The organism is Pseudomonas sp. HMSC057H01, from assembly GCF_001836405.1.
GTDB lineage: Bacteria > Pseudomonadota > Gammaproteobacteria > Pseudomonadales > Pseudomonadaceae > Pseudomonas > Pseudomonas aeruginosa.
Genome location: NZ_KV828512.1, coordinates 530520 through 548192, shown reverse-complemented (window position 1 = coordinate 548192; position 17673 = coordinate 530520). Strand labels below are relative to the sequence as shown.

The following is a 17673-nucleotide window of genomic DNA, read 5'->3' as shown; positions in this document are numbered from 1 at the left end:
AAAAGGCCGCCGGCGGGCAACCGCTGGCGGCCTTTTTTTTCGTACTGCGCCTTATTTCCGCGCGTGCAGGCTCAGCAGTACCTGGTCGAGGATCGCCGAAGCGCCCCACGGCCGCGGGCTGTTGAGGATCGCCACCACCACCCAGTTGTGGCCGCTGGCGTCGCGGCTGAAGCCGGCGAGGGCGCGCACGGTGTTGAGGGTGCCGGTCTTCACGTGCGCCTCGCCGACCAGTGCGGTGCGCCGCAGGCGTTTGCGCATGGTGCCGTCGAGGCCGGCCAGCGGCAGCGAGGAGATGTACTCCGCTGCATAGGGGCTGTGCCAGGCGGCTTGCAGCATCGCCGCCATCTCACGGGCGCTGACCCGTTCCTGGCGCGACAGTCCCGAGCCGTTCTCCATCACCAGGCGCGGCGCGGTGATGCCCTTGCGCGCCAGCCACTGCCGCACCACCCGCTGCGCGGCCTGGGCGTCGTCGCCGTCGGCGCTGTTGCGGAACTGCGCGCCGATGGAGAGGAACAACTGCCGGGCCATGGTGTTGTTACTGTATTTGTTGATGTCGCGGATGATCTCGACCAGGTCTGGCGAGAAGGCCTTGGCGATCAGCGTGGCGTTGCGCGGTACGCTGCCCTGGCGGTCCTTGCCGAGGATGCTGCCGCCCAGTTCCTGCCAGATGCCGCGCACCGCGCCGGCGGTGTAGCCGGGATGGTCGAGCAGCGACATGTAGGTCTGCGCGCTACAGCCCTGGGGAATCTGTCCGGTGGCCAGCAGGGTGGTGCCGTCGAACTGGGTCACCGGGCTGAAGCGCAGCTTCGGCCAGGCCGGGCAGGTGGCCGGCGCGGTCATCTTCACCTGGTTGTCGATGCGTACGTTGGCCAGCGGCGGGTCCATCTGCACGTTGACCTTGTTGCCGTCGGTGCGCACCACCATGCGCACGCTCTTCAGGTTGACCAGCAGCGAGTCCGGACCGACCAGGAACGGCTTGGTGTCGTCGCCGCCGTCGTCGTTGAATACCGGCAAATGAGGGATGTTGAAGTAGCTGCGGTCGAGTACCAGGTCACCTGTGACCTTGGTCACGCCATTGGCGCGCAGGTCACGCATCAACAGCCAGAGCTTCTCCATGTTCAGTTTCGGATCGCCGCCGCCCTTGAGGTAGAGGTTGCCGTTGAGCACTCCGTTCTTGAGCTGGCCGTCGGTGTAGAACTCGGTCTTCCACTGGTAGGTCGGGCCGAGCATTTCCAGGGCGGCATAGGTGGTGAACAGCTTCATGGTCGAGGCCGGGTTCACCGATACGTCGGCGTTGTAGTAGGTGGGGTTGCCCGGGCCGTCGAGCGGAATCAGCACCAGCGACAGATCGTTGCCGGTCAGCTTGTTGGTCTGCAGGGCTTTCTGCACGTTGGCCGGCAGGGTGGCGTTGACCTGGGCGAGGGTGGGAAGGGCGAAAGGCAGGAGCGTGGCGAAGGCAAGAGTACGCAGCGACTTGAACATTAATGAAGAACCCTTGAAGACGGAGGGTAGAAAATGAAATGAAGATGAAAAACGAAGCGAACCTGAAAAGAGAGACGGGCATCACGCGAAGAGGCCGTCTTGCTCATTATGCCGCAAGGCGGATAACGATGCGCTGGAGTTTCGCGGAGTTCGCCGTCATATCGCCGAATGGTCGGAACTGGTAGAGTGCGCCGGCAATCCGGCCGCGCCGCGCGGAGCTTGCCGGGGTTCGCCCGCGGCTCCAGCGGCGTCGGCTACTGTCTGTAATGCGAGGCTCCGCCAATGGAGCGTCAATCCAGGAGATGCCGCCATGGCTACTAATCGTTCCCGCCGCCTGCGCAAGAAATTGTGCGTCGATGAATTCCAGGAGCTGGGTTTCGAATTGAACTTCCACTACAAGGAAGGCGTGGATGCCGATGCGGTGAACGCTTTCATGTTGCGCTTCATCGATCAGGCGATCGAAGCCAACGAACTGACCTATGGCGGCTGCGACGAATTCGGTTTCGTCTGCCTGGCGCGCCGTGGCTCGGTCAATGAAGAGCAGCGGGCCCTGATCGAGGCCTGGTTGAAGCAGCAACCGGAACTGGCCAGCGTCGAGGTCGGCGCGTTGGTCGACGCCTGGTACCCGGAACAGCCTGTCCTGCCGAAGCTCTAAGCGATAGCGCCGCCATCCCGCCCGAGGATGGCGGTCGCGTCTTCCCTCCCTTTCAATCCTGCTCCGGCGCTATCTGGCCCGGCGCCCGTCGTGCTTCCCTTTGCCCTGCCGAAGGCATGTCGGCGGCTTGTGGCCGTACATGCGGATAGCATTACTCTGAAGCCCCTGACGAACTATTCAACTCGCTCTGGCAGATAACGAGCCGGGAGAGCGCGTATATATGCGGGTGTTTTTCATGCAGATAACCAGGCCAATTGCTTGGCAATATACGAGGTTTTGAATTCGCCGTAAGAAATAAATTAAGTTTCCGTGAGAATATTCCTTAAAGTATATGGGTTGCCATCGAATATCTCGACAATATGGCTCCCGTCTATATCTTGCTCAGGAGAATTTTTTCTGAATTTTTATTGGCAAGGAAATCAGACAATGAGCCGTATCCTGATAGTCGACGATCATCCCGTGATTCGCATGGCCATGAAGATGTTGCTGGAAGCCGAAGGGCACCAGATCGTCGGCGATACCGATAATGGCGTGGATGCCATCAGCCTCGGGCGGGAGCTGAAGCCGGACCTGGTCATCCTCGATATCGGCATTCCCAGGCTGGACGGCCTCGAGGTCATCAGCCGCCTGATGGTGCTGGCGTTGCCCCTGAAGATCCTCGTCCTGACCGGCCAGAGCGCCTCGCTCTTCGCCCTGCGCAGCATGCAGGCGGGCGCCGCCGGGTTCGTCTGCAAGCAGGGCGGACTGGCCGAACTGGTGACGGCGGTGAATGCGGTCGCCTCGGGATACAGTTACTTTCCCAGCTCGGCCATGCGTCCTGTGCAACAGGGCGCCTATTCCGACGATGTGGAATTGCTCGGACGCCTGTCCGATCGCGAAGTATCGGTATTGCAATACCTCAGCCAGGGTTATTCGAACAAGCAGATATCCGAGCAGATGTTTATCAGCAACAAGACCGTCAGCACTTACAAGGCGCGCTTGTTGTTGAAGTTGAACGCCGGCTCGCTGGTGGATCTCATCGAGTTCGCCAAACGCAATACGCTTATCTAAGGGCCGGAACCGAATGAAGTTCCAGAAACGCAGTGCGTGCATGCTCGGCCTGTTTCTCGTATTCGCCTGCATGGCGGGATATGCCGTTCCGGCGAGGGCGACGGCTGGCGAATATTCTTCCCTGCTCCGGATTCCCGCTCCGGATTGCCCGGAGGGCGCCGATGCGGTCGTCGAAGCGCCGCTACACCAGGCTGCCGACGGGCTGCGCTCGCCGTCCCCTTCCAGCCTGGTGCTCGGCCTGCTGGTGGCCTGCCTGGTCTGCGTCGGATGCCTGGGCTGGAATACTGTCCTTCAACTCAGGCTCAGGCGCTGGCAACGTACCGAAGCCGACCTGAGCGGCCGCCTGGCATTGAAGCAGGCGCTGGTCGACGGGATTCCCTACCCGGTGAGCATCCGCACGCTCGACGGTCGCCTGCTGGCCTGCAACCGCAATTACCTGGAAAGCCTGCGGATGACCCGTGAGCAGGCCCGCGGCACCCTGTTGACCGATTCCGACTGGGTCGAGGGCAGCAAGGCACGGCTCATGCACCAGCAGTGCCTGGCGGTGGCTCGGGGAGGAACGGCGAGCTTCACCGACATGGCGGTGCGCATCGGCGGGCAATTGCTGGAGATCCACCATTGGGTCACGCCCTACAGGGATCGCCAGGGCCGGGTGCTCGGCCTGATGAACGGCTGGATCGACATCACCGAACGGGAGCGCCTGGCCCGCCAGTTGCGCGAGGCGATGCGCCAGGCGGGCGAGGCGAATCGGGCGAAGAGCGTCTTCCTGGCGACCATGAGCCACGAGATCCGTACGCCGATGAATGCGGTCATCGGCATCCTCGAACTGGTCCTGCAGCGCCTGGCGCCGGAGCAGCGCGAACGCGCCTCGCTGGAGGTCGCCTACGAGGCTGCGGGGTCGCTGCAACTGCTCATCGGCGACATCCTCGACGTCGCCAAGATCGAGTCCGGCCACCTGACCCTCACGCCCGAGCGGGTTCGCCTGCGCCATGTCGTGGAGTCGGTGCGCCGCATGTTCGAAGGCCTGGCCCGGCAGAAAGGCCTGAGGCTCGTTGTGGAGCTGGACGATGCCCCGGGACGGGACGTGCTGATCGATCCCCTGCGCTTCAAGCAGGTGCTCTCCAACCTGGTGAGCAATGCGATCAAGTTCACCGAGCGGGGACAGGTGACGATCCGTCTCCAGGAAAGGAGCCTGGACGAGGGGAGGGCGATCGTCCGGGTGGACGTGGAGGATTCCGGTATCGGTATCGCTCCGGCGGACCAGGCGCGCCTGTTCCAGCCTTTCATCCAGGTGGCCAAGGGACGCACGGTGCAGGGCGGGACCGGCCTTGGGCTGGCGATCTGTCGGAAGTTGGTGGACCTCATGGGCGGCGATGTCGAGATGCACAGCGAGCCGGGCAAAGGCACCCGGGTGTCGCTCGACCTGCTCTTGCGCCAGTGCGGGCCGAAAATGCCTGAATCCAGCCAGGACCCGCTGGCAGCATCCATGGAGCCGTCTCGCCGCCTGCATATCCTCATCGCCGACGACTATCCGCCCAACCGGGTACTGCTGCGCCAGCAACTGGAGTTTCTCGGCCACCGGGTGGCGGAAGCGGAGGATGGCCAGGTGGCGCTGGAACTCTGGGCCGACGAGCGCTTCGAGGTGCTGATCAGCGACTGCAATATGCCGCGCCTGAACGGCTATCAGCTGGCACGCAGGATACGCATCCAGGAACGGTGCGAGCGGCGCGCGCCGATCCTGATCCTCGGCTATACCGCCGACGCCGAGCCGGACGAGGTACAGCGCTGCCGCGACGCGGGCATGGATGATTGCCTGTTCAAGCCGCTCGGCCTGGAGACCCTGCGCAACTACCTCGCGACCTCTTTCGGCCGCGACGCCGCGCAGCCCCGGGGGCTCTATGACGCGGACGCTCTCAGCAGCCTCGGTGGCGGCCGCCCGGAACGGCTGCGCGAACTGCTGGAGACCCTGCTAGGCAGCAACCGTCAGGACCTCCAGCGCCTTGCCATCCTCCTGCGCGAGGGCGACAGGACCCGGCTCGCCGAGCATGCCCACCGCATCAAGGGCGCCGCGCGGATGATCGGGGCGCGTACCCTGCTGGAGGCCTGCGAGGCCCTGGAGGACGCCTGCCGGCGAGGTGGCGACGGGGAGTGCCTGCAGGCGTCTGGCGAAAGACTCCGGCTGGCCCTGGAGGCGTTGCAGGAGGAACTCCAGGAGCAGTTGGCGGCCGCTGCGGTATGAGCCCTTCCGTTCAGGAGGGGCTCGAGCGTCCGGTCATTTCCCGGGCCATTTCCGTGGCGTAGCTGTCGGTCATGCCGGCGATGAAATCGATCACCTGGAGAAAGGCGCGGTACAGCGGCCACTGCGGGTCGGGCGCGTTGCGTCCGAGCAGGTCGAGGATGCGCCGGTTCTTGAACGACGGCGTATGCCCGCCGTATTGCTCCAGCGCGGCGCCACAGAAGGCGTTGAGGAGGATCTCCAGAGTGGTGTAGGCGCCGATCTCGTGGAGGGTCTTGCGCTTGTCCTGGAAGATCTTTTCCCGCGCGATGGCCTTGGCCCGTTGCACGCAGAGCTTGGCCGGGCCGTGCATGTGTTCCACCAGGTCGCCGGCAAGCTGCCCGGCGAGCAGGGCCTGCTGCTGGTCGACGAAGGCACGGGCGGCGGCATTGGTCAGGTGCTCGATGGCCTTGCCGCGGAGGATCGCCAGCTTGCGCCGGCGGGAGTCCCTGGGGCCGAGTTGGCGATAGGTGTCGGGCAGGTCGTCGCCGACCAGGCCGAGCAACAGCGCCTCGACCTCGCTGTATTCGAGCAGCTCCATTTCCAGGCCGTCTTCGAGGTCGATCAGGCCGTAGCAGATGTCGTCCGCCGCTTCCATCAGGTAGACCAGCGGATGACGAGCCCAGCGCTCGTCGTCGAGTTGCGGCATGCCGAGCTTATGGGTGATCTGCTCGAGCAGCGGCAGTTCGCTCTGGTAGCAGCCGAACTTGTGCTTCTTGTAGCCCAGCGCTTCGGCGTGGCGCGAGGTCCAGGGGTACTTCAGGTAGGTGCCCAGGGTGGCGTAGGTCAACCGCGTGCCGCCGTCGAACTGGTGGTATTCCAGTTGGGTGAGGACCCGGAAGCCCTGGGCGTTGCCTTCGAAGTGGAGAAAGTCGGAACGCTCGGCGTCGCTCATCTCGTCCAGCCAGCCACGTCCGGCGGCTTGCTGGAACCAGTTGCGGATCGCGTCTTCGCCGGAGTGCCCGAACGGTGGGTTGCCGATGTCGTGGGCCAGGCAGGCCGACTGGACGATGACCCCGAGGTCGCTGGGGTCGCACCACTCGGGTAGTTCCTCGCGGAGGATCTCGCCGACCCGCATGCCCAGCGAGCGGCCGACGCAGGCGACTTCCAGGGAGTGGGTCAGGCGGGTGTGGATGTGATCGTTGCTGGAGACCGGATGGACCTGGGTCTTGCGTCCGAGGCGGCGAAACGCGCCGGAGAAGATGATCCGGTCATGGTCCTTGTGGAAGGCGCTGCGGCCCAGTTCATCGTTGCTGTGTACCGGCTTTCCGAGCCGTTCGCGGGTGAGCAGGGTCTGCCAGTCCATCGGGAATTCCAGGGATGCGCTGAGGCGATGCGGACACGCTAACGGTTTGCCTCGGCAAGCTCAATCGTCGCGTTGGGGAAACGGAGGGCGCCGACCGTTGCCGGTCGGCGCATCCTTCAACGGCCTTTCCGCGTGCGCAGGCCGAGCAACAGCGGGGCCAGGGCGACGCCCAGGCGCAGCAGACGCTGCCAGCGTCCGCCCTTGCCAAGCAGTACGCCCAGCAGTGCGGCTCCGCCGGCGCCCCAGAGCGCCGCATTGCCACCGCCGAACAGTTGCTGGCTGAGGTTGTGGCCCAGCCCCTGGGCCTGGCGGAAGGGTTGCACCAGCAGTTGGCTTTCGCGGCGCAATTGCTGGCGCTGCATTTCCAGGCGCAGGCGGATCACCGCCTTGCGCAATTCGCGACGCGACAGGCCGGTCGCGTTCACCGGTAGTTGGCTCATGCGCGTTTCCTTGTCATGGCAGCAGTCGCTCGCGGTCGTTGGCCAGTTCTTCCAGGGTGGCGCTGAACGGCGAGCTTTCGTCGTTGATCGACTGGTACAGGCGCCAGCCGCAGAACAGCGAGCCGATCACGTAGAACAGGCACAACCCGAGCGCCGCTGCGAGCCGGTTGGTGTCCCAGAACACGATCAGCACCAGCAGCGACAGGCCGACCAGCAGGAGCAGGGCGAATACCAGGGCCAGCCCGGCGAACAGCAGCAGGCGCAGGGTGTTGGCCTTCTGTTCCTGCAGCTCGATGCCGAACAGCTCGACGTGACCGTGCAACAGGCCGAGGAAGGCGGCGCCGAAGCGCCGCAGGGAGGGGCGGCCGTCCGCCGGGTCCTTTCCTTCGCTCATGGCTCAGCGCCGGCTGACCAACAGGCCAAGCAGGAAGCCGACGCCGGCGGCGATGCCGATGCTCTGCCAGGGGTGTTCGCCGACGTACACCTCGGTGGCGTCCACCGCGGCCTGGCTGCGTTCGCGGACGTTGTCCTTCAGCGAGTCCTTGGTGTCGCGCAAGGTGTCGCGAGCGCGCTTGAGGCTGTCGTGGATCTTGCCGCGGATTTCTTCCGCCTGGTCGCCCGCCACGTCGGCGGTGCTTTGCAGGAGTTTCTCGGTATCGGCGACCAGTGCCTGGAATTCAGCCAACAGTTCATCCTTTGCAGCGTTTGCAGTGGTCTTGCGGGGCATGACGAGCTCCTCTGGTCATGGGGTGTGTTTTTTTCGAGCCGAGCGCGGGGCGGAAGGTTCAACCGATGGGTAATTTCCGCGCGTTGCCGGTCGCTCCCGGCGCTCCTTTCATTAAAGACTGCCACAGCGTGCCTGTCGGCGCGGCTGCGGCGAGATGACGCCCATCCGGCTGCTTCGCAACGGGGCGCGAACTGGTATGGCGCTTGCAATTCCCTGGTGCGCACGTCGGCCGGAATGCCCCTTGCGAGGGCGCCAGGCGCTCCCGGAGGGTACTTCGGGATGAACGTCCAACCCAATGAAAATCAAGGAAAGTCCGAGAGCTTTCCATGCTGCCTCAGGCACCTTGCGAAACATCTGCCGAAGAAAAGCAGCGGTTCGCACGACGACTACTGCTTCGTCATGGTGCGTTGAAGGGTGGGCGTGGGCGTTTCTGGTGCTTTCTCTCTACGCGCGAAGGCTGCCTCAATCCATGGATAACCTGAATAGTGCGGTGCAAGTCCTGATCCACGGCTCCAATACCCTGTTCATCCTGCTCGGAGCGGTGATGGTGCTGGCGATGCACGCCGGCTTCGCCTTCCTCGAGGTGGGCACCGTGCGCCTGAAGAACCAGGTCAACGCCCTGTCGAAGATCCTGTCCGACTTCGCCATCTCGGCGCTGGCCTATTTCTTCGTCGGCTACTGGATCGCCTACGGCGTGACCTTCTTCCACCCGGCAGCGGCGCTGACCGTGGACAGTGGCTATGCGCTGGTGAAGTTCTTCTTCCTGCTGACCTTCGCCGCGGCAATCCCGGCGATCATCTCCGGCGGCATCGCCGAGCGTGCCCGGTTCGGCCCGCAGTTGTGCGCCACGGCGCTGATCGTGGCCTTCGTGTACCCGTTCTTCGAAGGCTTGGTGTGGAACGGCAATTTCGGCTTGCAGGAATGGCTGAAGTTGGAGTTCGGCGCACCTTTCCACGATTTCGCCGGCTCCGTGGTGGTGCATGCGCTGGGCGGCTGGCTGGCATTGGCGGCGGTGCTATTGCTGGGCAGCCGCAACGGCCGCTATCGCGACGGCAAGCTGGTGGCGATGGCGCCGTCGAGCATCCCGTTCCTGGCACTGGGGTCGTGGATCCTGATCATCGGCTGGTTCGGCTTCAACGTGATGAGCGCCCAGACCCTCGCTGGGGTCAGCGGGCTGGTGGCGGTCAACTCCTTGCTGGCGATGGTTGGCGGCACCATGGCGTCGCTGCTGATCGGCCGCAACGACCCGGGTTTCCTGCACAACGGTCCGCTGGCCGGGTTGGTGGCGGTGTGCGCCGGTTCCGACCTGATGCATCCGATCGGCGCGCTGGCTACCGGCCTGGTGGCGGGGGCCCTGTTCGTCTGGGCGTTCACCGCGACCCAGGTGCGCTGGAAGATCGACGACGTCCTCGGTGTCTGGCCGTTGCACGGTCTTTGCGGGGTCTGGGGCGGGATTGCCTGCGGCATCTTTGGCCAGCAGGCATTGGGTGGGCTCGGCGGGGTGAGCCTGGCCAGCCAGGCGCTCGGCAGCCTGCTGGGGGTGACGGTGGCTTTCGCCGGCGGCCTGTTGGTCTATGGGCTGATGAAGGCGCTGCTGGGCATCCGCTTGAGCCAGGAGGAGGAGTACTACGGCGCGGACCTGTCGATCCACAAGATCGGCGCGATCAGCCACGAATGAGGGGGCGGACTTCCTTGGTCCGGTGGGGTATCGGCGGATAACGCCCCAGGCGCTATCCGTCCTGCACGTTGCGAGCGAGGCATCCCGCCATGAAAGAGGCCACCCAAGGGTGGCCTCTTCGTTCCGCCGCGGGGCTCTGGGGAGGGGCGGATGGCCGTAGCGCGGCTATCCGCGGGGCCTGCCGTTACCAGAGCGGCAGCGTGTAGCTGACGATCAGGCGATTTTCGTCGTAGTCGTTGGTGTAGTTGGTGCGCATGGTCGCGTTGCGCCACTTCACCCCGAGGTTCTTCAACGGGCCGCTCTGGAACACGTAGGCGATGTCCATGTCGCGTTCCCATTCCTTGCCTTCGCCCGAGGTGGTCAGCAGGTCGATGTTGTCGCCCTTGACGTAGCGGGTCATGAAGGTCAGGCCGGGAATGCCGACGCCTGCGAAGTTGTAGTCGTAGCGCGCCTGCCAGGATTTCTCGTCCTTGTTGGCGAAGTCGCCGATCTGGATGAAGTTCACCAGGTAGGGGTCGGCGCCGTTGATGTAGGCGAAGCCGGTGTCGCCGCTCATCTTCTGGTAGCCGACGCCGAAGGCGTGGTAGCCGAGGCTGTAGGTGAACATGGCGTTGAGCGCCTTGTTGTCGACGTTGCTGGAGCCGTCGTCGGTGGAGCGCGCCCAGCGGATGTCGGATTTCAGCGACTGCTTGTCGGCGATCGGCAGGGTGTGCACCAGGCCGAGGTAATGCTGCTTGTAGAAGTTGTCGAGCTTGCCGTAGTGGTAGCTGGTGCTGAGGTTGTCGGTCCACTTGTAGCTGCCGCCGGCGAAGTCGAACTTGTCCGAAGTCAGCCCGGAACGGACCACGATGTTGCGCTTGCCGCCACCGGTGATGGTCATGTCCTCGTTGTCCGAGGAGTCGCGCTGGTTGACCTTCTTCAGGCGCCCGGCGTCGAGGGTCAGGCCGTCGATCTCCATGGAGTTCAGCGCGCCGCCCTGGAAGGTCTGTGGCAGCAGGCGGCTGTCGTTGGGCATGATCACCGGCAGCTTGGGGGTCAGGGTGCCGATCTTCAGGGTGCTCTTCGACGCCCGCAGCTTGGCGGTGATCCCTGCCTCGCCATAGTCGTCCTGGGCGCGGCCGGTCTCGCGGTCGCGCTTGAGCAGGCCGGTGCCGCTGCGGTCGGGGCTGGAGTCGAGCTTCACCCCGAGCAGGCCGATGGCGTCGACGCCGAAACCGATGGTGCCCTCGGTGTAGCCGGACTCGTAGCGCAGGAGGAAGCCCTGGGCCCATTCCTCGGCCTTGGACTGGCTGGCGCCTTCCTGGCGGAAATCACGGTTGAAGTAGAAGTTGCGGAGTTCGATGCTGGCCTTGCTGTCCTTGATGAACTCGGCATGGGCCAGGGTTGGGACGGTAATGCTGGAACCCAGCGCGGCAAAAGCCACGGCACGGGCGATCGGGGTCATGCTCATTGTTATTGTCTCCTCGAGCGCTTGGGGCAGGCCGATGGCGGCGGCGTGACGCCACGTCGGCCTGTGACAGCCCGGTTACTTAAGCACTACAGGAAGACGGCCACTGTTAGACATTAGTCGAGGGTGGCCGCGAATTGGCACGAACCCTGTCTAGGACGGGCTTTCCCGCTATTCCAGCCAGTGCGGGAAGTAGCCCAGGGCGGCCTGGACCCGCGCATCGTGCGCCGGAATCACGCTCAGGCGCGGGTCGCTGCGGAGCAGCAGGCGGATCTTCGCCAGTTGCGCGAGGGTGCGCGCGGGATCGCGATCGACCAGGGCGCGGCCGGCGAAGAATTTCTGCCGTGGGCCTTCGACGCCTTCGAGTCGCCAACTGGTGTCGCCGCTGAAGAACAGCCGGCGCCCGCTGTCGAGGGTGACGAACAGACCGACTGAGCCGGGCGTATGGCCGGGCAGGGGGACCAGCACCAGGCGGCCGTCGCCAAACAGGTCGAGGCTTTCGTCGAAGCCCATGAACGGCTGCGGATCGAAGCTGTAAGGTCGCCAGCGCACGCCATGGCGGAATTGGCTGGGGAAGGCGGCCGGCGGGGTGGCGATGCGGCTGAAGGCGATCTCCTCGTAGGGTGCCCAGACCGGTACTTCGGGGAAGTCGACCAGGCCCGAGGCGTGATCCCAGTGTGCGTGGGACAGCAGGATGCGATCGACGCGGATACCGGCTGCGTCCAGTTGGTCGCGCGCCGGGACGACTTTCTGGTAAGCGAACAGCGGCGCCGCCCACCAGGGCATGTCGGCGCGGAACTGGGCGTCGATGTCGCGCCCCAGGCCAGTGTCGAAGAGCAGGGTGGCGGCATGGTGCTCGATCAGCACCGCGGTATGGCTGAGCGGCACCCGGCGCACCCAGGAGCCGCCGTCGACGGTGAGCGCATCGAGGGTTTCCACTCCCGAGGTGCGCAACAGGGCGACTCGCATTTCCGCCGCCTGCACCGGCAGGACGAGGAGGGCGATCAACAACGAGGCAAGGCGATACAGGAAAGGCATCAAGATTCACCGGCAGGAAGAAAAGGGGATGGCTGGGGCTCGCCGAATGCCAGCGGCAGGCGGCCGCGCCGCCAGCGCCAGCCTGCGGGGCGCAACGCCAGCAGGCGCTCGGCGCCGGCGGGCCAGGGGATGGATGGCTGCGAACCCGGCCAGAACAGCTCGGCCTCGGCGTGCAGGTGCAGCAGGTCGCCGTTGTCGAAATCGATGAACAGGAGGCCGCAGCGAGGCTCCTGGAGCAGGTTGCCGAGGGTATTGAACAGGCGGTTGCCGGCGTAGTCGGGCAACCACAGGCGGTCATCCGCGCCGAGCCGGAGAAAGCCCGGCGGCCCGCCCCGATGGGAGACGTCGACGCCGCCCCTGAGCGGGTCGGCATGCTGGCTGGCGATGAACAGCGTATCGCTGCGCGAGACCAGCGACAGCCAGCGCGGATCGAGTCCTTCGCCCTGCAACGCGGGACTTGCGATCCTGGAGACGGGCTGATGGCTGCGCGCCTGGATGTACTTGGGACAGTTGCCGAAGGACTGCTCGACGCCGACCGTGAAACCCTTTCCGTCCCGCGCCAGGACCCGTCCATTCATGCGGTTGCGGCGGCGGGTCGGCCATTCCAGGCCGAGGATGCCGAGGCGGGTGCCGGCCTCGAGATTGGCCGCCAGCGGATCGTCCGCTTGCGGCAGGCTGTCGATGCGCAGGCGGGTCGGTTCCGGCGAACGGGCGAAGCCGGGGGGGCCCCAGAGCACCGAGGCGCTGGGGTAGCCGTCGGCGTCGAGGCTGCCCACCAGCAACAGCGGTAGCAGGGCGAAGAACTCCCGATGCTGGTCCGGCATGAAGGTGCGGATCGCGCGGCTGCCGAAGCCGGCGACCTGTTCGCGAACGCCGGCGCGTTCCTGGATCGCCAGTTCGCCGGCGTGGAAGGGGCTCTGTTCCTGGCTCATGCTGCCTCCTGCCGAGCTACAGGCCGGGCATCGGGATGTAGCCGGGCAGCGCGCGGATGCGGGCGATCCAGGCGTTCAGCGCCGGGTAGTGGTCCAGCGCCAGGCCGCCCTCGGGGGCCAGGGCCAGGTAGGGGTAGAGGGCCACGTCGGCGATGCTCGGCTGTTCGCCTTGGGCCAGCCAGCGATGCTCGGCCAGGTGCCGCTCGACCAGGCGCAGCACTTCCAGGCCTCGCTGGTGGGTCTGCTCGCGATCCAGCGGCAGGTCGAAGCGGGCGATCAGCCGGGCGCTGGCCGGACCGTTCTGCACCTCGTTGGCCGAATAGCTGAGCCAGTAGGCGATTCGGCCCTGGCTGACGGGGTCGAGCGGATACCACACGGGATCGGCATGGCGTCGCGCCAGATAGACGAGGATGGCATGGGAGTCGCCCAGTTGCAGCTCGCCGTCTTCCAGCACCGGGATCTGCCCGCGGGGATTCATGCGGAGGAAGGCTTGGGTCTTGTGCTCGCGGTTGAGGAAATCGACCGGCCGCAGCGTCGCCTCGCGGCCGATGAGGGAGAGGAACAGGCGGACCTTGTAGGCGTTGCCGGAGAGATCCAGGTCATGGAGTTTCATCTGAGGGTTCCAGGCGGGTATTGGTGCCTGGATATTAGACAGACAGGTCTGTATATTTCAAGGCACGCGTTCGCCTTTTTCCGTCGGTATTCGTCCGGGGAGCGACGCAGAGCGGTTCAAGGGGGCGGCAGGGTCGCGCATAATGGGCCGCTCAGGAGGCTTTCCATGACATCCCGCAAACGCGAGCAACTGCTCAGCACCGCCGTCGACCTGTTCTATCGCGAGGGTTACCACGCCACCGGCATCGACCGCATCCTGGCCGAATCCGGCGTGGCGAAGATGACGCTGTACAAACACTTTCGCTCGAAGGACGAACTGATCATGGCCGCCCTGGAGGTGCGTCGGCAGCGCACCGCCGAACGCATGCTCGAAGCCGAGGCGCGGTTGCAGCCGCGCGCGGTGATCCTGGCGGTGTTCGATGGTCTGCAGGAGTTCCTCCAGGACGAGGCGTTCCGTGGCTGTGCCTTCATCCATGCCGCCGCCGAGTTCCATGAGCGCTCGCATCCGATCCACCGCCAGGCGGCCGAGCAAAAGGCCTTCGTCGAAGCCTACTTCCAGCGCCAGCTGGAGCGCCTGGGCGTGCGTTCGGCGGCACTGCTTGCGCGGCAGTTGCAATACCTGATGGAGGGCGCCCTGGTGATGGCGCACATCCACGGGCCGGCGGACCAGGCCCGTGAGGCCCGGCAGGCGGCCGAAAGTCTGTTGCAGGTCGCTGGCATCTGAGCGCGGGTGCTACCATCGCCGCGAAACACTGCACAGGTCCTTTCGATGCCCCCGGAATGCCAACTCTTCGGAACCCTCGGTTGCCACCTCTGCGAAGTCGCGGAGGCGGTGCTGATGCCCTTCGTCGAACATGGCCTGCTGGTCGAACTGGTGGACATCGCCGACGACGAAGCCTGGGTCGAGCGCTATGGCCTGCGGATCCCGGTGCTGCGCCGCTGCGACAATGGCGCCGAGCTGAACTGGCCGTTCGAGGCCGAGCAGGTCGCAGCCTTCCTCAGCCGCTGATGCCTATTCATTCGCGCTAAGCGCGGCACCGCTGGTAACCCCGCGCGCTATGCGCAAACCGGACTGCGTTCCGCTTCCTTCCCCCATGCCGCGCGGTGCCTGGCTTCGGCGATGCTGGCGAAGCGATGCATAGGCGTTTCTCAATGGTTTTCATAGCCTGAGCCTATTGGCTCGGCAGGCTGCGTTCGGCTAGGCCTAAGGGCGATGGATAAACCCTGAGTTCCCTTCAGGACTGACTGGAAACAGCCGGGAACCCGCGTGGCGCAGGACGCGTCGCAGGTCGTTCGGTCCGCTGTCGCGGACCGCCGGGGTGTGGGGTCGGGACGACGAGGCTCGGCGTTTCCTCATAACGAAAGAGGACGCCTGATGAAAACGCCCGCCTGGACGCGCCATGCCCTCTGGGTCATGCCGCTCGCCCTGGGGCTGCAATCCGCCGTGGTCGCGGGGGATGAGCAGCCAAGCAAGACTTCCAGCTATTCGCCGGTGGTGATCAACGAGGACTTCGCCACCATCATGAAGCGCATGACGGCGAACAAGCCGTCGATCGAGCAGGCCCACAAGACGCTTCTCGAGCAGCGTTACGATCTCAGCGACAGGCCGGCCAAGGGTGCCAGCATGACGCGCGGCAAGCCGCTGCAGGAAGGGGTCCGGGTGAAGCTGCCGGCCGGCACCAGCTGGGAGGAACTGGCCAGGCTGAGCCCCGAGGAAATCCGCAAGCAGGGGCTGTTCCCCGGCGGCTTCCTGCCGCTGCCACACCCCAACCATGCGGAGGGCGGGATGGTCTTTCCCAAGTTCCTCATCGACGAGATCAAGCGCCAGGAAAGCCGCGACCTGACCCGTTTCGACCTCGACTACGACCTGCCGGACCACTTCCTGCCGGAATTCCCGGCACCGATGTTCCTTACCACCCGGCCTGACCTGGGCGATGTGTCCAAGGGCAAGCTGGTGACCATCGACAACTATTTCGAGCTGTTCAACGGGATTCTCAATCCCAAGCAGCTGGAAGGGCTGCGCCTGCTGCTAACGGCCTTTCCGCAGCAGCAGTTCAACCTCACCGACGATCGCCGTAGCGAGCATCCGAGCCGCGGCGTGGCCTGCTTCGACTGCCATGCGAACGGCCACACCAATGCCGCTACCCACCTGGCCGGCGACGTGCGCCCGCAGCCGTTCCGCCACCGCATCGACACGCCGACGCTGCGCGGGGTGAACATCCAGCGGCTGTTCGGCTCGCAGAGGGCGCTGAAGACCGTCGAGGACTTCACCGAGTTCGAGCAGCGTGCCGCCTACTTCGACGGCGACCCGGTAATCGCCACCAAGAAGGGGGTGAACGTGCTCGAGCGTGGCAGTCAGGTGCATTTCATGGGTGAGTTCCAGGCGCTGCTGGACTTCCCCCCGGCACCGAAGCTGGATGTGGAGGGGCGGCTCGATCCGGGCAAGGCCAGCGAGCAGGAATTGCGTGGCGAAAAGCTGTTCTACGGCAAGGCGGCCTGCGCCGGGTGCCATGCGCCGCCTTACTTCACCGACAACCTGATGCACAACCTGAAGGTGGAGCGCTTCTACGATCCGAAACTGGTCAATGGCGTGATGGCGTCCGCCGACGGGCCGATCAAGACCTTCCCGTTGCGCGGGATCAAGGATTCGCCGCCGTACCTGCACGACGACCGCCTGCTGACCCTGGAGGACACGGTGGAGTTCTTCAACCTGGTGCTGGAGCGCAAGCTGTCCGCGGAAGAGAAGGGCGACCTGGTGGCCTACCTGCGTACCCTGTGAGAAAGACCGAATCGCAGGCAATAAAAAACCCGCCGTTGAGGCGGGTTTTTCGGGATATGGTCGGAGCGACTGGATTCGAACCAGCGACCTTCTCGTCCCGAACGAGACGCGCTACCAAGCTGCGCTACGCTCCGTTTTGTTGGGGCGCATTCTACAGAAAAAGTTTTGGTACACAAGGGGTTAGATGAACTTTTTTTCGAGCCCCGGTTTCCCCGGGCGGAAAAGCAAAGACCCCGTCGCTCGTTCGAGTCGCCGGGGTCTTCAGGAAAACCTGTTACGCGACGGTATCAGAGTTCCTTGACGGTGCGGACCTGGTCCTTGTTCACGCGGGCGCGCTTGCCGTCGAGCTGTTCGAACTCGTAGAAGCCGGAATCCTCGTCATAGGAAGGGGTGTCTACGGCCTGGATTTCACGTCCGTCGTTGAGGGTGATCACGGTAGGGCTGGAACAACCCGCGAGGGCGCCGAGGCCTACGGCGAGGAGGAGGGCGGGTAGCATCCGCTTGATCATTGCGCAGTTCTCCTGTGCGGTCAGACTTTGAAGTTACGAGTTTCTGACAGACGAGTTCTAGGAAGAGTTCCCCCCTAAAAACGAGTGTTCCCCCCACCTTCGAGAAAATTCGACTCGACGTCCCTTCCGTTTTACTTCAGTTCGCGGTGATTAGCCAACAGCTCGGGGGTGTTAAGGTTGGCCAGCCGCGGATCGCCCGCGGCCAGCTCGATGGCCTCCGCGCCAAGCGGCAACAGGACGTGGCGTGGGCTACGGTCGCCCTGGCGCCAGGCGTGTTCTATCTCTTCGGCCAGGTGCGTCGGGATCAGGCTGAACAGCGGTTCCCACTGGCCGCCGCAGCGCAGCATCCAGGGGCGCGCCGGTGTGCGGCCGGCGGCCTGCAGCAGGGTTTCCAGCAAGGCGCGGTCGATGCGCGGCGCGTCGCAGGGCAGCACCAGCAGCCAGGGATGCCGGGCCACCGCCAGGCCGGCGCGGATGCCGGCGAGCGGGCCGGGGAAGTCTCGGCTGTCGTCGCTCACCAGGCGGTCGGCATAGGCCGCATAGCGTTCCTGGTTGCGGTTGCAGGAGACGATCAGGTCATCGGTGAGCGGGCGCACCAGGCGATGCAGGTGGGCGATCAGGGGCAGGCCCTGCCACTCGATCAGGCCCTTGTCGCGACCGCCCATGCGCTGGCCGCGGCCTCCCGCCAGGAGAAGGATGGAGCAGGGGGGCAGGGCGCTATCGGGCATCTGGGGTCTCCGTGT

18 protein-coding genes and 1 tRNA gene are annotated in these 17673 nt (G+C 65.1%); 7 read left to right on the top strand and 12 right to left on the bottom strand.

Translation table 11 applies throughout. From position 1 onward, the window contains the following. Positions 1 to 51 precede the first annotated feature (51 nt). Positions 52 to 1482, bottom strand: coding sequence for a D-alanyl-D-alanine carboxypeptidase/D-alanyl-D-alanine endopeptidase (gene dacB, locus HMPREF2581_RS27485; RefSeq protein WP_003138560.1), 1431 nt, complete (start codon positions 1480 to 1482; stop codon positions 52 to 54). A 310-nt stretch (positions 1483 to 1792) separates the two neighbouring features. On the opposite strand from dacB, the gene HMPREF2581_RS27480 reads away from it, so the two are divergent. The 3 genes from HMPREF2581_RS27480 to HMPREF2581_RS27470 all read left to right on the top strand — a co-directional run bounded on the left by HMPREF2581_RS27480 (position 1793) and on the right by HMPREF2581_RS27470 (position 5426). Then, the gene (locus HMPREF2581_RS27480; protein ID WP_003091271.1) at positions 1793 to 2137 is read left to right on the top strand and encodes a YggL 50S ribosome-binding family protein; all 345 of its coding nucleotides are present in this window, start codon (positions 1793 to 1795) and stop codon (positions 2135 to 2137) included. A gap of 426 nt (positions 2138 to 2563) precedes the next feature. Next, positions 2564 to 3187 carry a response regulator transcription factor gene (locus HMPREF2581_RS27475; protein ID WP_003091268.1) on the top strand — a complete coding sequence of 208 codons (624 nt, stop codon included), beginning with the start codon at positions 2564 to 2566 and terminating at the stop codon, positions 3185 to 3187. 13 nt (positions 3188 to 3200) lie between these two features. After that, the gene (locus HMPREF2581_RS27470; RefSeq protein WP_003138563.1) at positions 3201 to 5426 is read left to right on the top strand and encodes an ATP-binding protein; all 2226 of its coding nucleotides are present in this window, start codon (positions 3201 to 3203) and stop codon (positions 5424 to 5426) included. A 10-nt stretch (positions 5427 to 5436) separates the two neighbouring features. Here the strand turns inward: HMPREF2581_RS27470 and HMPREF2581_RS27465 are convergent, their stop codons facing one another. The 4 genes from HMPREF2581_RS27465 to HMPREF2581_RS27450 form a co-directional block, all read right to left on the bottom strand. Continuing rightward, entirely contained in the window at positions 5437 to 6768 is a 1332-nt protein-coding gene (locus tag HMPREF2581_RS27465; RefSeq protein ID WP_003091265.1) for a deoxyguanosinetriphosphate triphosphohydrolase, read from the bottom strand. 116 nt (positions 6769 to 6884) lie between these two features. Next, entirely contained in the window at positions 6885 to 7208 is a 324-nt protein-coding gene (locus HMPREF2581_RS27460; protein ID WP_003130654.1) for a hypothetical protein, read from the bottom strand. A gap of 13 nt (positions 7209 to 7221) precedes the next feature. After that, positions 7222 to 7602, bottom strand: coding sequence for a phage holin family protein (locus tag HMPREF2581_RS27455; RefSeq protein ID WP_003091263.1), 381 nt, complete (start codon positions 7600 to 7602; stop codon positions 7222 to 7224). A 3-nt stretch (positions 7603 to 7605) separates the two neighbouring features. Then, positions 7606 to 7935, bottom strand: a complete 330-nt coding sequence (locus HMPREF2581_RS27450; RefSeq protein ID WP_003091262.1) for an ElaB/YgaM/YqjD family protein — start codon at positions 7933 to 7935, stop codon at positions 7606 to 7608. A gap of 469 nt (positions 7936 to 8404) precedes the next feature. Here HMPREF2581_RS27450 and HMPREF2581_RS27445 point away from each other — a divergent pair, with 469 nt between their 5' ends. After that, positions 8405 to 9613, top strand: a complete 1209-nt coding sequence (locus HMPREF2581_RS27445) for an ammonium transporter (protein ID WP_003091258.1) — start codon at positions 8405 to 8407, stop codon at positions 9611 to 9613. Between the two features lie 184 nt (positions 9614 to 9797). Here the strand turns inward: HMPREF2581_RS27445 and opdQ are convergent, their stop codons facing one another. The 4 genes from opdQ to HMPREF2581_RS27425 form a co-directional block, all read right to left on the bottom strand. Then, a complete protein-coding gene (opdQ, locus tag HMPREF2581_RS27440) occupies positions 9798 to 11063 on the bottom strand; it encodes a porin OpdQ (RefSeq protein ID WP_003091257.1) in 1266 nt (421 codons plus the stop codon). 168 nt (positions 11064 to 11231) lie between these two features. Beyond that, the gene (locus HMPREF2581_RS27435) at positions 11232 to 12098 is read right to left on the bottom strand and encodes an MBL fold metallo-hydrolase (RefSeq protein ID WP_003109616.1); all 867 of its coding nucleotides are present in this window, start codon (positions 12096 to 12098) and stop codon (positions 11232 to 11234) included. After that, positions 12098 to 13030 (bottom strand): pyridoxamine 5'-phosphate oxidase family protein, encoded by a 933-nt coding sequence (locus tag HMPREF2581_RS27430; RefSeq protein WP_003138568.1) that lies wholly within the window; start codon positions 13028 to 13030, stop codon positions 12098 to 12100. Before HMPREF2581_RS27430 ends, HMPREF2581_RS27435 begins: the two co-directional genes overlap by 1 nt. Before the next feature lie 16 nt (positions 13031 to 13046). Next, positions 13047 to 13643 carry a glutathione S-transferase family protein gene (locus HMPREF2581_RS27425; RefSeq protein WP_003091251.1) on the bottom strand — a complete coding sequence of 199 codons (597 nt, stop codon included), beginning with the start codon at positions 13641 to 13643 and terminating at the stop codon, positions 13047 to 13049. Positions 13644 to 13808: 165 nt separating this feature from the next. Between HMPREF2581_RS27425 and HMPREF2581_RS27420 the strand changes: the two genes are divergently transcribed. The 3 genes from HMPREF2581_RS27420 to HMPREF2581_RS27410 all read left to right on the top strand — a co-directional run bounded on the left by HMPREF2581_RS27420 (position 13809) and on the right by HMPREF2581_RS27410 (position 16421). Continuing rightward, complete coding sequence (locus tag HMPREF2581_RS27420; protein WP_003138570.1) at positions 13809 to 14366, top strand: TetR/AcrR family transcriptional regulator; 558 nt, start codon at positions 13809 to 13811, stop codon at positions 14364 to 14366. 45 nt (positions 14367 to 14411) lie between these two features. Then, complete coding sequence (locus HMPREF2581_RS27415) at positions 14412 to 14651, top strand: glutaredoxin family protein (RefSeq protein WP_003109620.1); 240 nt, start codon at positions 14412 to 14414, stop codon at positions 14649 to 14651. Positions 14652 to 15017: 366 nt separating this feature from the next. After that, the gene (locus HMPREF2581_RS27410) at positions 15018 to 16421 is read left to right on the top strand and encodes a cytochrome C Snr1 (RefSeq protein ID WP_003130664.1); all 1404 of its coding nucleotides are present in this window, start codon (positions 15018 to 15020) and stop codon (positions 16419 to 16421) included. A gap of 57 nt (positions 16422 to 16478) precedes the next feature. Here the strand turns inward: HMPREF2581_RS27410 and HMPREF2581_RS27405 are convergent. The 3 genes from HMPREF2581_RS27405 to mobA all read right to left on the bottom strand — a co-directional run bounded on the left by HMPREF2581_RS27405 (position 16479) and on the right by mobA (position 17658). Continuing rightward, positions 16479 to 16555: transfer RNA gene (locus tag HMPREF2581_RS27405), tRNA-Pro, on the bottom strand. Between the two features lie 153 nt (positions 16556 to 16708). After that, complete coding sequence (locus HMPREF2581_RS27400; protein WP_003091247.1) at positions 16709 to 16930, bottom strand: YgdI/YgdR family lipoprotein; 222 nt, start codon at positions 16928 to 16930, stop codon at positions 16709 to 16711. Positions 16931 to 17061: 131 nt separating this feature from the next. After that, positions 17062 to 17658, bottom strand: coding sequence for a molybdenum cofactor guanylyltransferase MobA (mobA, locus tag HMPREF2581_RS27395; RefSeq protein WP_003109495.1), 597 nt, complete (start codon positions 17656 to 17658; stop codon positions 17062 to 17064). Positions 17659 to 17673: the final 15 nt, after the last annotated feature.